Annotated in this window: 11 protein-coding genes, 4 tRNA genes and 4 pseudogenes; 8 read left to right on the top strand and 11 right to left on the bottom strand. The window is 57.4% G+C overall.

The genetic code is table 11. From position 1 onward, the window contains the following. A partial coding sequence (locus AC19YY_RS26945; protein ID WP_138762977.1) for an IS3 family transposase occupies positions 1 to 109 on the top strand: 109 nt, incomplete at its 5' end. A 244-nt stretch (positions 110 to 353) separates the two neighbouring features. On the opposite strand, the gene AC19YY_RS26940 is transcribed toward AC19YY_RS26945, so the two are convergent. Continuing rightward, the gene (locus AC19YY_RS26940; RefSeq protein ID WP_133077466.1) at positions 354 to 836 is read right to left on the bottom strand and encodes a helix-turn-helix domain-containing protein; all 483 of its coding nucleotides are present in this window, start codon (positions 834 to 836) and stop codon (positions 354 to 356) included. Between the two features lie 231 nt (positions 837 to 1,067). On the opposite strand from AC19YY_RS26940, the gene AC19YY_RS26935 reads away from it, so the two are divergent. The 4 genes and pseudogenes from AC19YY_RS26935 to AC19YY_RS26920 all read left to right on the top strand — a co-directional run. Further along, a complete protein-coding gene (locus tag AC19YY_RS26935; protein WP_133077465.1) occupies positions 1,068 to 1,340 on the top strand; it encodes a DUF6957 family protein in 273 nt (90 codons plus the stop codon). After that, positions 1,315 to 1,770, top strand: a pseudogene (locus AC19YY_RS26930) (IS21 family transposase); the annotation flags it as partial. The gene AC19YY_RS26935 and the pseudogene AC19YY_RS26930, both read left to right, overlap by 26 nt. Beyond that, positions 1,763 to 2,566, top strand: coding sequence for an IS21-like element helper ATPase IstB (gene istB, locus AC19YY_RS26925; RefSeq protein ID WP_010466203.1), 804 nt, complete (start codon positions 1,763 to 1,765; stop codon positions 2,564 to 2,566). The pseudogene AC19YY_RS26930 and the gene istB, both read left to right, overlap by 8 nt. A 1,013-nt stretch (positions 2,567 to 3,579) precedes the next feature. After that, positions 3,580 to 4,083, top strand: a pseudogene (locus tag AC19YY_RS26920) (transposase); the annotation flags it as partial. 217 nt (positions 4,084 to 4,300) lie between these two features. Here AC19YY_RS26920 and AC19YY_RS26915 read toward each other — a convergent pair. The 3 genes and pseudogenes from AC19YY_RS26915 to AC19YY_RS26905 all read right to left on the bottom strand — a co-directional run. Then, positions 4,301 to 4,603, bottom strand: a pseudogene (locus tag AC19YY_RS26915) (IS21 family transposase); the annotation flags it as partial. 105 nt (positions 4,604 to 4,708) lie between these two features. Continuing rightward, positions 4,709 to 5,275, bottom strand: a complete 567-nt coding sequence (locus AC19YY_RS26910) for a hypothetical protein (RefSeq protein WP_193790947.1) — start codon at positions 5,273 to 5,275, stop codon at positions 4,709 to 4,711. 60 nt (positions 5,276 to 5,335) lie between these two features. Further along, positions 5,336 to 6,247, bottom strand: coding sequence for a LysR family transcriptional regulator (locus AC19YY_RS26905; RefSeq protein ID WP_197678989.1), 912 nt, complete (start codon positions 6,245 to 6,247; stop codon positions 5,336 to 5,338). A gap of 111 nt (positions 6,248 to 6,358) precedes the next feature. Here AC19YY_RS26905 and AC19YY_RS26900 point away from each other — a divergent pair, with 111 nt between their 5' ends. Then, positions 6,359 to 7,147: an SDR family NAD(P)-dependent oxidoreductase gene (locus tag AC19YY_RS26900; protein WP_057976741.1), complete on the top strand. Its 789-nt coding sequence runs from the start codon at positions 6,359 to 6,361 to the stop codon at positions 7,145 to 7,147. A 124-nt stretch (positions 7,148 to 7,271) separates the two neighbouring features. Here the strand turns inward: AC19YY_RS26900 and AC19YY_RS26895 are convergent, their stop codons facing one another. The 7 genes and pseudogenes from AC19YY_RS26895 to AC19YY_RS26865 all read right to left on the bottom strand — a co-directional run bounded on the left by AC19YY_RS26895 (position 7,272) and on the right by AC19YY_RS26865 (position 10,604). Continuing rightward, positions 7,272 to 7,400, bottom strand: coding sequence for a hypothetical protein (locus AC19YY_RS26895; protein ID WP_255312017.1), 129 nt, complete (start codon positions 7,398 to 7,400; stop codon positions 7,272 to 7,274). A gap of 60 nt (positions 7,401 to 7,460) precedes the next feature. Next, positions 7,461 to 8,159, bottom strand: a pseudogene (locus AC19YY_RS26890) (NAD(P)-dependent oxidoreductase); the annotation flags it as partial. Continuing rightward, positions 8,123 to 9,964, bottom strand: a complete 1,842-nt coding sequence (locus AC19YY_RS26885) for an integrase arm-type DNA-binding domain-containing protein (RefSeq protein ID WP_133077462.1) — start codon at positions 9,962 to 9,964, stop codon at positions 8,123 to 8,125. The gene AC19YY_RS26885 and the pseudogene AC19YY_RS26890, both read right to left, overlap by 37 nt. A gap of 226 nt (positions 9,965 to 10,190) precedes the next feature. After that, a tRNA-Gly gene (locus tag AC19YY_RS26880) sits at positions 10,191 to 10,266 on the bottom strand. Positions 10,267 to 10,269: 3 nt separating this feature from the next. Next, positions 10,270 to 10,345 (bottom strand) — tRNA-Glu (locus AC19YY_RS26875). Between the two features lie 105 nt (positions 10,346 to 10,450). After that, positions 10,451 to 10,526 (bottom strand) — tRNA-Gly (locus tag AC19YY_RS26870). 2 nt (positions 10,527 to 10,528) lie between these two features. Continuing rightward, a tRNA-Glu gene (locus AC19YY_RS26865) sits at positions 10,529 to 10,604 on the bottom strand. 358 nt (positions 10,605 to 10,962) lie between these two features. Between AC19YY_RS26865 and AC19YY_RS26860 the strand changes: the two genes are divergently transcribed. Together AC19YY_RS26860 and AC19YY_RS26855 are read left to right on the top strand one after the other, a co-directional pair. Beyond that, the gene (locus AC19YY_RS26860; protein ID WP_092234781.1) at positions 10,963 to 11,733 is read left to right on the top strand and encodes a hypothetical protein; all 771 of its coding nucleotides are present in this window, start codon (positions 10,963 to 10,965) and stop codon (positions 11,731 to 11,733) included. 125 nt (positions 11,734 to 11,858) lie between these two features. Then, the gene (locus AC19YY_RS26855; protein WP_169956827.1) at positions 11,859 to 12,671 is read left to right on the top strand and encodes an alpha/beta fold hydrolase; all 813 of its coding nucleotides are present in this window, start codon (positions 11,859 to 11,861) and stop codon (positions 12,669 to 12,671) included. The last annotated feature ends 42 nt before the right edge of the window (positions 12,672 to 12,713 follow it).

The following is a 12,713-nucleotide window of genomic DNA, read 5'->3' as shown; positions in this document are numbered from 1 at the left end:
CGATTACATCGAGATGTTTTACAACCCAAAACGACGCCACAGTTTCAACAATCAGCTGTCACCGGTAGAGTTTGAAAAGCGTTACGCAGCGAGCCTTGAGAGTGTCTAGAAAACCCGGGGCGATTCACAGAGCCGCAATGGCTAAGAAAATTTATGGTGCATTTCTGCGCTCGGGAGAAAAACCGGTTGAACAAGCTGGGAGCTGAGTTTCAATCGGCAGAGAGAGAAGGTTCAGTCATGCGAACTTCAGTGGGTTATATGTAGGTTCAGCAAACGCAACCGCCTGGGCCGAGAAAAAACTTAACATTGTGTCTGGGATTAGTTGACCACTACAGGTGCTGGTCATTTAAATGTCACGGCTGTTCGGGCTGGGTTGTTTTCAAATATCTACGAACAGTCGCTTTAGAAAGTCCCAACCTTTCCGCGATCTCAGCGACAGGCATTCCCGACTGCTTCAATCGATTGGCCTCAATGGCATTAATAGCCGCCTCAGGACGAGCTGGTCGACCAGGACGGGGCTTTCCAACCCGAGCCTGCGACTCAATCTCAAGGTCAATCCCTGCCTTTCTGATCCTTACCAGCTGCTTCGAAAGACGTTTTTGACCTTCTTTGAATGATTCGTGATTTTGCATGGAGGTCGCCATAAGCAGGAGCGTAGCCGGATCGAGGTCTAGGATTTCGGCGAGCTTCACCAAGACATCGAGTCCGATACTTACTTCCCCCCGCTCTATTCGGCTGAAATGAGAGCGCCCGAGATTGTTGATGTCCTCTTGGGACAAACCTTGGCCTCTGCGAATCCCACGAACCACGACAGCCAGTGCTTCTGCCGCATCCATCGGTTTTTCCCCTAATCAAATCGGAGGATAAAGCCACACTCGATAGAGTCATAACACGCCCAATTAGGTTCATTATGATTGCCTTCTGGCTTGTGTAGAGGTTTAATGGCTTTGCTCATGCGTCTTGGCCTAGAGAACGCAGCGCTGTTGTGGATCAGACAAGCCGTCGTGAGCAGTAGGTAGCGAGGGTTGGAATTGTCAATTTGATGGTAATTACTGAGGGGATGCCTTATGGCTAGCGTCGTAGAACCCGACTTTATGAAGGGGCCACGTACACCACTGGAAGGCCTGTCGAGCAGCTCTGATGCACGAGCGCTGGCGAACCAACGTTTTCCCGAAAAGCCTTACTGCTTGGTTCGAGACTGGACAATATTTCGCATTGAAGTCACCCGCGACGAACTCTTCAAATGCCATGCAGCGGGCCAGCTCCCGATGATCCTGTTTGCTCACAACGTGGCAGAGGACAGCCAAGGCCGTTTCCCGGGTGGTGGTCATCGCCGATGAAACGACGATTGCCAGCCACGAGCGTCTGTTTGATCGAGATCAGGTCAGTTTTGACTGGCAGCATTACATCCCGCTTATCGAGCGCAAGCCTGGAGCGCTGCGCAATGGCGCTCCGTTTGCTGATCTGCCGAAGCCGTTGCAGCTGCTAAAACGCGGTCTGAGGCGTCACGCCAATGGTGATCGAGTCATGACGCAGGTACTGGCGGCTGTTCCCATCGCCGGGCTCGACGCCATATTGGTGGCTGTGGAGTTGGTACTTGAATCAGGCAGCTTGAGTGCTGAGCACATCCTGAATGTCCTGGCTCGACTGACATCGACAGCAGCCCCTCCGTCCGCCGAAACCAGCCTTCAACTCAAGATAGCGCCTGTCGCCAATACGGCACGCTACGACCGGCTCCGTACCACCGATGAGGAGACTCGCAATGCGTGATCTTATGGCGGAACTCAAAGAACTGCGTCTGCATGGCATGGCCAGCGCCTGGGAAGAACTAGCCTCGCAAGGAGAAGCTTCGACGGCATCCTCGAAATGGCTACTTGAGCATCTTCTCCAACAAGAACATGCGGATCGAGCGGTGCGCTCAGTGAACCACCAGATGAACATGGCCAAACTCCCCATGCATCGTGATTTGGCCGGCTTCGACTTCAGCGCTTCCAGCGCAGATGCCCGCCTGATCAGGGATCTGTCCAACCTGGAGTTCACCGATACCGCGCAGAATGTCGTGTTCATCGGCGGGCCTGGAACAGGCAAAACACACCTCGCCACCGCCTTGGCTGTGTCCGGGATCACGACGCATCACAAACGCGTGCGCTTCTACTCCACGGTGGATCTGGTCAATCTGCTGGAACGCGAAAAGTACGACGGCAAGACGGGCCGCATCGCTCAAGGGCTGCTACGAACAGACCTGGTGATACTCGATGAACTGGGGTATTTGCCCTTCAGCCAGAGCGGTGGTGCCCTGTTATTTCACCTGCTATCCAAGCTGTACGAGCACACCAGCGTGGTGATCACCACCAACCTCAGCTTCTCGGAATGGTCGAGCGTGTTTGGTGACGCCAAGATGACAACGGCGTTGCTGGATCGGCTGACACACCACTGCCACATCGTCGAAACGGGCAACGAGTCCTACCGCCTGCAACACAGCAGCTTGGTCGCCCAGACCAAGATCAAATCACGTGAACGAAAGCGCAAAGACAATGATGGTGCCGAGGACGATGAGCTGTTTTGATCTGCACCAAAAATACCCTGCCGCATGCCCACATGCGGTGGGGCTTTAATGCCTCTTCCACCGGGACACGACTGCTAAGCTTATCCACAATTGCTGATGCCAAAATCAGCAATCCGCCCTGGGTCAATTTTCAATCGGCAGGGTGGGGTCAGTTTTCAATCAGCGCCGACACCCTCTATCGAGATTCTGCCCGTGAGAGTTGGAGTAATCGTGACCTCCGAGCAAATCGCCTTTTAGTGCTTTATCAGAATTCATAACATTTACCAGTTTGCTTATTTGCTGCAGCACACGGTGGTGATTACGGCAAGCTCGCATGACCCATGCCGCCCTCGCCCCCCGCCGCCTGCAAGGTCTCTCGTTTTATCCCAAAAAAAACCTTCAGGACGACCTGAAATTGCTGCGAACGAAGAGATGACGCCGCTTTAATGGAAAAAAAGCCGCTTTCAGACAAATCTCGACGAGTTGACACGCGATAATGCCGTCAGTCAGTTCAGCAGCAGACGGTTAAGCGTCCGATTTCAATGCTGCAAGGCAGGCTTTCATCCTCACTCAGCGGGAATGGCTAAATGACATTCGCGTGGGCAGGACATCGAGCTTTTTTCAGTGAACGATAGGTGTGGCAATGGATGGGCAAACGGTCGTAGAGAAAGGAAATCTAGTTAGAATTGGCACAGTCGCTGCCATCATTACTGTCGGCTTTTGGACGATCTGGATCATAGGAACTCGTCTGGCTATGGGCGGCTCATCCCCGATCGACCCCGTACTTTTGGCATTCATCCGGTTCGGAACTGCCACTGTTGTACTTGCACCGTTCTGGTGGCGCTTGAAAGGTGTTCCTAGCAGCCTGTCGGACTTAATCTGCGGATTCCACGGCCATCCGGCCACTCACTCCACCAACATCCGGCCACCTATTCCACGTTGATCCGGCCACCCCAAAGGCAGGCAGCAACGCAGGATTAATTCACTACCATCGACCTCTTTTATCGAAGCAGAGAGGTCGTCGTGGAGCGGTTACCGACACGCTACTCATAGTGGCGCAGGGCCTCACTCAAGCAGGCAACGACAAGCAACAAGTTGTCCCCATGCTGGCCGAGCTCAAGGCGCTGCCGGCATCGTTGGGCCAGGTGCAGGCGCTGCTCGGGGACTGTGGCTACAGCAGCGAAAGCAACATCGCCGCCTGCGAAGCGGCCGCAATCGAACCCTACCTGGCGGTGGCGCGCGAAGACCACCACCCCGGCTGGCGGGCGCGCTTCGCGGAACCGCCGCCGCTCGACGCCGATGCCACGGCCCAGCAACGCATGGCGCACAAGCTCAAGACTCAGCCGGGGCGCCGCCTCTATGCCCTGCGCAAACAGACGGTGGAGCCGGTGTTCGGCATCATCAAATCGGTCATGGGCTTCCGTCAGTTCCTGTTGCGGGGCAAGGACAAGGTGAGCGGGGAATGGCGCCTGGTCTGTCTGGCCTGGAATTTGAAACGCATGGCCGTTATGCGCCACAAATCCGTCCAATGCGGGTAAGAATGGGTTAAATCCGCTCGCACCCAGAAAGCCTGGGGCAAAAATGCCTGGAAATACCTAAATAGTGAGGCAAATTGCTTCGCCTCACTATTGATGCCCCGCTCATGAATTCAAGTCCGACAGGCTGCTAGGTCAGTGACATCTCGGCACTGGGTCAATTCGGCGTCGGCGCCAACAACCAGCGCAAATAGGCGACGGATTCGTCGGCGCGCTTAGCCTTGAAGGCCGAGCAGCGCGAGCCGGGTAGTTTTTTGAAGGGCCGTTGATTGAGACGATCCAGCAGCACGCCGATCTCCGTATTAAGTTCGCTCAGGGAGAAAAACTGGCGGTTGCGCAGCACCGCGAGGATCCAGCGTTCGACCACCTGCACGCCGACTTCGACCTTGGCTTTATCTCTGGGCTTACGCGCGCGAGCAGGCAGCACGGCGACTCCGTAATGCTCGGCCAGATCGCGGTAGCTGGGGTTAATGTCCGGCTCGTAGCTATGCGCCTTGGTTACGCCACTGCGCAGGTTGTCCGGCTTTTGTTCCCTTCGCCATTATGTGGCACTGGCTCGGCAGCCCCAGGAATGATGGGTGACGCTCGAGCCGAGGGGCACATAAGAATCAAAGGGAATCGAGCCATTTCAGCAAGTCGACGTCCCAGTGCCGAGCGCCTGCTTGGGAGGATGCCGCCGAGGATTGATCGGGTGGAGCGCACAGGGCGATGGCAGCCTTCCTGCTCCAGCCACTTCACGTAGCGCTTGATTGCCGAGCCAAGCCAATTGCCGCGAATCCGATCGACAGTTTGCGGCTTCAAGAAATAACGTTCCAACATGACAACCTCCATTCCATGAAACAGGGTGGAAGGTCATCATCCGACCAGAGTGAAACGTTATGTGGCGTTTACCGGCGCAGTCGCCTTGAAGTACGGCCAAACGCCCGCGCTGGGAACATAACGGCGAAGGGAACAAAAGCCGGATTATGTGGCGCGCCACATAATCCGGCACCAGGATTTCTGACGTCCCGCCGAGAAAAGCGAAGCAACGTACGTGCAAGCCCAGCCAGTCGGGCAGTTTCTGCGACCAGGTGTCGATCATGGTGTGCCAATCATTCAGATCGACGTTCTGCGCCGCGCTGGGCGCCAGAGCTAGACCGACGTTGTTGATCAGTGCCTTCACCGCCTTGAACTGCGGGGGCAACCCTTCGACCACCGCTTTCACCGCCTGATGAAATAGAGATCGCTCGGTTGACCGGTTTCTCGCTCCCCACAATCACCTGTTGGTGCCTCTCCCGCCCGACTGCGGCCCCAGCACTTCGACGATATAGTCCAAAAAACTTTGCAGCTTTTGGGTACGCAGCCGCCCCGGCGCCGTAACCAAATGCACGGGCAGAGCTGGGGCGGCGTAGTCGGGCAGCACGCGCTGCAAGCAACCCGCCCGCAAGTCGTCGGCCACCAGTGCCTCGGGCTGCAAGATGATGCCCATGCCCCCCAACGCCGCCACACGCAGCGCGTGGCCAACGTTGGCAGAGAGCGGCCCATGAATGGCAACTTTTTCGCGGCCATTGGGCCCATCGAAATACCAGACCTCGCGCGGAGACCAGTGGGTGAAGCCAAGGCATTGGTGCTGCGCCAAGTCAGCCGGTGCTTGTGGCGCGCCATGTTCGACTAGATAGGCCGGAGCCGCACAAGCCACCATGCGGTACGGCGCCAAGGGCCGCGCACGTAGGCCTGAGTCGGGCATCGTACCCACGCGAAACACTGCGTCATAGCCACCGGCAATCACGTCCACCACGCTGTCGCTCAACTCCAGCCCAAGTGTGACCTGCGGGTGACTGGAACGGTAACCGGCCAGCACGGGAGCCAAACAATGGGTGCCATAGTTGATGGAAGCGCTGATACGCAAATGGCCTTGCGCCAATTTACGGCTGTCGCGGGCAATGGCATCGGCTGCTTCCACCTCCACCAGCACGATCTTGCAGCGCTCGTAGTAGTTGCGCCCCACTTCCGTCAGGCTTTGGCGGCGGGTGCTGCGGTTGAGCAAAGTCACACCGAGCTGCTGCTCCAACTGGCGCACATGCTTGCCGACCATGGGGGCAGAGAGCTCCAGCGCATCAGCGGCAGCTGCGAAGGAGCCACTCTCTACCGCCTTGACGAAGACCATCATGCTGCTGAACTTGTCCACAGGATTAGAAACCAATAGTTTTTAATCAAAATATTATGCGCGCATTTATCTTTTATCGGGTCGTTTCTACAGTGACTGCATAGCAACCACTCACTGAGAATACTCACCATGCTGAACATCGACTTAAACGGTAAGACTGCCGTCATCACGGGTTCCACTGCTGGCATTGGCTTGGCGATTGCCAAGTCTCTGGCTCAGGCTGGTGCAAACGTTGTGGTCAACGGCCGCACGCAGGCAGCGGTGGACAAGGCTGTAGCCGCCGTGCAGGCCCACGCACCAAGCGTTGAGGTGCAAGGCGTGGTTGCTGACCTGGCCACGGCCGAAGGCTGCCAACAGTTGGCGGTGCAAGCGCCGCACTGCGACGTTCTGATCAATAACCTGGGCATCTATGGCACCGTGCCGTTTTTTGACATCAGCGACGACGAGTGGCAGCGCTACTGGGATGTGAACCTGATGTCTGGCGTTCGCATGTCGCGGGCCTACATGCCGCAGATGCTGGAACGCAACTGGGGCCGCGTGGTCTTCATTGCCTCTGAGTCGGCCTACAACATCCCGGCGGACATGGTGCACTACGGCATGAGCAAGACCGCCATGTTGGGCTTGGCTCGCGGGCTGGCCAAGATGGCCGCAGGCACAGGCGTGACCGTGAACAGCGTATTGCCCGGCCCTACGTTGTCTGAAGGCGCGGCCCAGATGCTGATGGCAAATGCCCCTGCCGACCAGACACTGGAAGAAGCGGGCATTGCATTCGTCCAACAGCACCGTCCCTCCTCGATCATCGGCCGCGCGGCGCAGCTGGACGAAGTGGCGAACATGGTGACCTACGTGGCTTCGCCCCTGTCGTCGGCTACGACGGGCGCGGCACTGCGAGTGGAAGGCGGGATTGTGGACAGCATTTAAGCCTTCATCGCACCTCGTTCTGGTGGTTTGAACAGCCAGAAAACTGATGCCCCATGGTTCAAGAACCATGTTTTTTTGGGGTGCGCCAGGCATGGCGCGTTGCGCGCAAGCGCAACCAGTTTGGCTATGGTGGCCACGCTGGTGACTTGGAGGTGACGGTGACAATGAAAATCAGCGCGAGAATGACGAACCGGCGACGCCCGACATGGGCCTTTTCAAGCGGGATTTCTAACGGTGCGGTCTTGGAGGTCATGGGGCTCTCCGGCTTCCCTCGCGGGAAGTTTTATTGTTGGAATGATATGTAGAGCGTGTCTCAGCAAGCGACCGCAGCAGGCAGCGGTGAACCCGCAAAACAGGCCTGCAGGTTGACCAACACGATTTCGCCCATGGCCAATCGGGTCTGCTCGGTAGCGCTGGCGCGATGCGGCTGCAGCACCACATTGTTCAACGAGCGCAGGGCATCCGGAACGCGAGGCTCATCGACAAAAACATCAAGGCCTGCACCGGCGATGGTGCCGTTGCTCAAGGCAGCAATCAGCGCTGGCTCATCAACCAACTTGCCGCGTGCGACATTGATCAGATAGCCATTGGCGCCCAGTGCCTCGAGTACCGTTGGAGTGATGATTGCGCTGCCTTGATCGGCAGATGCCGCTAGCATCAGCACGTCGCTGCGGCGCGCCAGCTCGATCAGATCCGGAACAAAGGTGTAGCCGCTTTGTGGCTGCTCACGCAGATCGGTGTAATTCACCGTCATGTTGAAGGCTAAGGCGCGTTTGGCGATGGCATGTCCAACCCGGCCCAGCCCGACGATACCCAGCTGAATGCCGGTAACTTTTCGCGCCAGTGGTTGTACGACGGAGCCCCAGTGGCCTTCGCGCACGATGCGGTCGCCGGTGCCCAGATCACGTAAGGTCATGATCAGCAGGCCCATGCCCATGTCTGCGACGTCGTCGGTCAGCACACCAGGCGTAGTCGTCACCTGAACACCGCGTTGAACTGCGTGTGCAAGGTCTCGCTACTCTTCAAAGTAAAGCACGCGGCCATAACAGCCTCATGGAAATTCGCTGACGTAACGCCCTCAATCGGCGTGCGGCCATCCAGCACTCCATGGGGATTCAGTAATGCTCGGTAAATCGCCCAGGAATCAGCGTCCTGCGAATGCTTCAGAACAGCCTGCACCAGCTTATGTTTCAGGGGATCTAGGTGCCAATCTGGAACGCGCCGCCCCTGGTTACCCAGGCTCAACGCAAGCACTCTTTTGGCCTGAACCTCGTAACTGATCCATCTGCGTGATTTACCAGCCATCTCAGCAAACACCGCCACCGGGAGATTATGTGGTGCGTTGAACATCTCCAGCATTTCCATTCGCTCTCGCTGTATATCCGAAAGCCCAAGCGCTAGTCCTGAAACAGCCGATATGCGTTGAGCGGCTGCAGGCAGCGTCGGCATTGTGCTTCCTGCGCTTGTCGCCCCCAGGATGGGAGCGCGCGTCGCGGTAGGGACCACTTCGTCAAAACCTCCCGCCAACTGCGGAACACCTTCTAGGCGAATGGTGATCGGCATGCTAGCCGCTTCAACCCGGCACTGCTCGAAGAGATCCAGTCTATCGGCCCAATCCTGCATCATGCGCCGCCGCTGCTCCACGTACTCGGCATGGTTGTACGCCGAGCTCACCTTATCGGGATCTGAATGAGAGAGCTGCGCATCGATCCAAATCTTCGGGTAGCCAATTTCGTTGAGGCCGGTGGAAATAGTTCCCCTGATGCCATGACCTGTCAGTTGATCCTTGTACCCGATCCGTTTTAACGCGGCATTAAGCGTGTTTTCGCTGATACGCTTTTTCAAGTCACTGTAGTGAGCGAACAGGTACCGCTGGGCTGGCTTCACTTGATCGAGCAGGTGGCGAACGACCTCCACAGCTTGCACAGAGAGCGGCACGATGTAGGGCGGGATACCACCGGAACGCTTGCCCTCCTTCCGCAGTTCAAGCTGCAGCTGTTTCACCACTTCAGGGGGGATGATCCAGAGGCCTTTATCGAGGTGGAACTGATCCGGCGTCGCCAGCCGCAACTCCCCCGTACGCACTCCCGTCAAAAATAGCAACCGAAGGCCAAGCTGGGTCTGCAGCTTACCGGGATACTGACGTAGTATTTGGAGCATGGCCGGGAGCTCGGGCATGCGCAGGAATGGATTATGGCGCACAGGTGGCTGGGGCAACGCGACGACGTCCAGGTCGAACGCCGGATTCAGCGGTAACCCGGGGACGATGATCAATGCGTAACGGAACATCTGCCGGAACCAGGTCCGGACCTTCTCGGCGCTAGTGAGCGCCTTTCTGCGCTCTATCCTCGCCACGACCTCCAGCAGGTCGGACCGCTGGATTTCGTAGATTGAGCGCTTCCCAAGAGCAGGAAGTACGTCTTTGACAAAAATACGCTGGATCTGTGAGAGCGTGCTCTGCCGTCCTTCCTTGAGAACGAGTCTACGATGCTCTACCCACGTGTCGAACACTGCCTTGAATGTGTTTTCGTCCGCGAGACGGACGGACTGCCGCTTCTGCTTACGGTGTGCTCGGGGGTTGATGCCCTTGGCCAAAAGAGCTCGGGCTTCGTCGCGCAAAGAACGAGCCTCCCGGAGACTGACCTCGGGATAAGTGCCCAGCGACATGCGTTTCTGCTTACCGGCCCAGTAGTAGCGGTAGTGCCACGACTTGCCGCCTTCAGGTGCCACCGCCAGGGATAGCCCATCAAGGTCGCCGAGGGTGTAGGGCTTTCCGGTTGCTTTTGCTTGCCGGACAGCCAGATCTGAGAGTGCCATGCTCTAGCTCCTGAACTCTTGGTCAGGACTAGATACTGGTCGCGTAGGCCTCGCCCCTCCAGCAACAATCCGGAAACCGTGACACCCGTATTGATGGACTTAAAAATGGACTTAAAAGTCGTGGCTGTCGGTGGTTTCCAGTGGAACTCACTGGAACGAAAAAAGGACCCTAAGGTCCTGATTTCAACGACTTACAGAACTCAACGGAACTCTGTAGATCATAATTTGGAGCGGGAAACGAGACTCGAACTCGCGACCCCGACCTTGGCAAGGTCGTGCTCTACCAACTGAGCTATTCCCGCAAATGGCGTCCCCTAGGGGACTCGAACCCCTGTTACCGCCGTGAAAGGGCGGTGTCCTAGGCCACTAGACGAAGGGGACACGCTAACTGAAACACATGGTGTGTATTCCAGTGCCCAGAGGCCTTGTCCGAAGACTTGGTCCTGGTTTCACTCAGTGCCGCCCGAAAGCCACACTGTTTAAAAATGGAGCGGGAAACGAGACTCGAACTCGCGACCCCGACCTTGGCAAGGTCGTGCTCTACCAACTGAGCTATTCCCGCAATGGCGTCCCCTAGGGGACTCGAACCCCTGTTACCGCCGTGAAAGGGCGGTGTCCTAGGCCACTAGACGAAGGGGACACACGTACAACATTCACTCCCTACCGCGTTTCGCTGTGTGCTTTACGCTGTAAGTGGCGCGCATTCTATGGATGGATTGAAAGGTCGTCAACCCCCAAGGATAAATTTATTTAAATCAATGACTTCCCCCTGCTTTCCAGGCACTCCCGGGGTTTCTCGCCGTCCAGGCTTTGGCGCCTATATTCTGGCGCCCGACAAGGCGTTATAGTCCCCACCCGCGAATGATGGCAATGTGCATCTATAAAGACGATGCCTACATATACAGATGAAAGCACCGACTCATCTCGTCGAAGAGTCCTATCCGCCGCATGCGCCAATCACTACACTTCAACGCACATCCCATAAAGAGGTCACACCGGTGACACCACTCATGATCACCCTGCTGGTAATAGCCGGGATCGTAATACTGATCGCCATTGGCTACATGAACCACGTGGTGGAAAACAACAAACTGGAAAAGGCCCGTGCCCAGATCGAACTCAACGATCGGCTGCGCCGCTGTGGCGAGATCACCGAGACGTTCCCTGGCCAACTGATGACGCCGCAGCTCAAGCTGCTGCTGACCCGCCTGGAACTGAACGTCAACCAACGCATGCTTCACCTGAACAAATCCAGCGCCACTATCAAGGCACGTATTGCCGAGTTGGAAGCACTGGTAGGCCAGGGCGAATCGATCCCGGTGAACAACCCCCCGGGACCGATCCAGACCGAAGCCAAGGCCAAGGATGTGCGCTTTCTGCTCGAAGCCCTGCACGGCCAGGTCACCCGCGCCGCCCAGGACGGCTTTTTGCCGACCAATGAGGCCAAGCACTGGATCCGCGAGATCCGTCACCTGCTGGTGCTGCTGCACATCGAGTTCTTCAACAATCTTGGCCAGCACGCGTTGCAACAGGCGCAACCCGGCCAGGCGCGCCTGGCGTTCGAGCGCGGCGTGCAATACCTGCGCAAGCAGCCTGAGCCGGCCACCTACAGCCAGCACCTGCAACTGCTGGAAAAACAATTGGCGCGCGCCAACTCCATGGTGCTGACCAACAGCCAGCAAACCGCAGAAGAGGTCAATGAACTGACCGCAGGCTTGAAGGCCGATGACGCGGATGCCGAATGGAAAAAGAAAGTCATCTACGATTGACCCCCTCCTGTACTTAAGTCACCGGGTGCATTTCCTGCACTCGGTGCCATCATCCTGCGGCTATCCCCCCTTCTATAATTCGCGTACAAAAGTGCACTTCATGCACTTAACCAAGGAGGCAAGCCGTGCCTATCGCCATCATTGATGATCAGCCCTTGCACTACGTGGACCAGGGTTCTGGCCCAGCTGTCCTGCTCGGCCAGAGCTACCTGTGGGACCAGCAGATGTGGGCACCGCAGATCGCCGCCCTGTCGCAACAGTACCGAGTGATCGTGCCAGAGCTGTGGGGCCACGGCGAGTCCGGCCCGCTGCCAGCATCGACCCAGAGCCTGGACGACCTGGCGCGCCAGGCCCTGGCGCTACTGGACCACCTGGGCCTTGCCAAGGTCAATCTGGTGGGTTTGTCAGTCGGCGGCATGTGGGGTGCCCCGCTGGCGCTACTGGCGCCCGAGCGGGTCAATAGCCTGGTGCTGATGGACACCTACCTGGGCGCAGAGCCTGAGGCGACCCGCGAAAAGTATTTCGCGCTGCTCAGCGCGATTGAAGCCACGGGGGCTATCTCAGATGCGCTATTGGATATCATCGTGCCGATCTTCTTCCGCCCCGGCATCGACCGCGACTCTGCGCTGTATCAGGACTTCCGCCAATCCCTGCGTGACTTCCCCAAGGATCGCCTGCTACAGAGCATTGTGCCCCTGGGGCGCCTGATTTTCGGTCGGGGTGATGCGATGGCAGGCCTGTGCCGCCTGAACTCCGATACTACGTTGGTGATGTGCGGTGACGAAGACCAGCCGCGCCCACCCGCAGAGGCGCAGGAGATGGCTGAGCTGATCGGCTGCGATCTGGTATTGATCCCGGGTGCAGGGCATATCTCCAGCCGGGAAAATCCGGATTTCGTCAATGAGGCGCTGCTGACCTTTTTGGCTAATCACGCCTGATCACACCTTGCGTATCTCCAACATCGATGAGATGCCGAGGCA

The organism is Pseudomonas sp. MF09156 (assembly GCF_059862305.1).
The sequence above is the reverse complement of the archived record's forward strand: the minus strand, read 5'-3'. Positions and strand labels throughout refer to the sequence as shown.

Coding starts and splice junctions, on each gene's coding strand:
- AC19YY_RS26940 (WP_133077466.1), bottom strand. CDS start 836: ATGGATGCGGCAGAAGCACTGGCTGTCGTGGTTCGTGGGATTCGCAGA.
- AC19YY_RS26935 (WP_133077465.1), top strand. CDS start 1,068: ATGGCTAGCGTCGTAGAACCCGACTTTATGAAGGGGCCACGTACACCA.
- istB (WP_010466203.1), top strand. CDS start 1,763: ATGCGTGATCTTATGGCGGAACTCAAAGAACTGCGTCTGCATGGCATG.
- AC19YY_RS26895 (WP_255312017.1), bottom strand. CDS start 7,400: ATGACCTCCAAGACCGCACCGTTAGAAATCCCGCTTGAAAAGGCCCAT.
- AC19YY_RS26885 (WP_133077462.1), bottom strand. CDS start 9,964: ATGGCACTCTCAGATCTGGCTGTCCGGCAAGCAAAAGCAACCGGAAAG.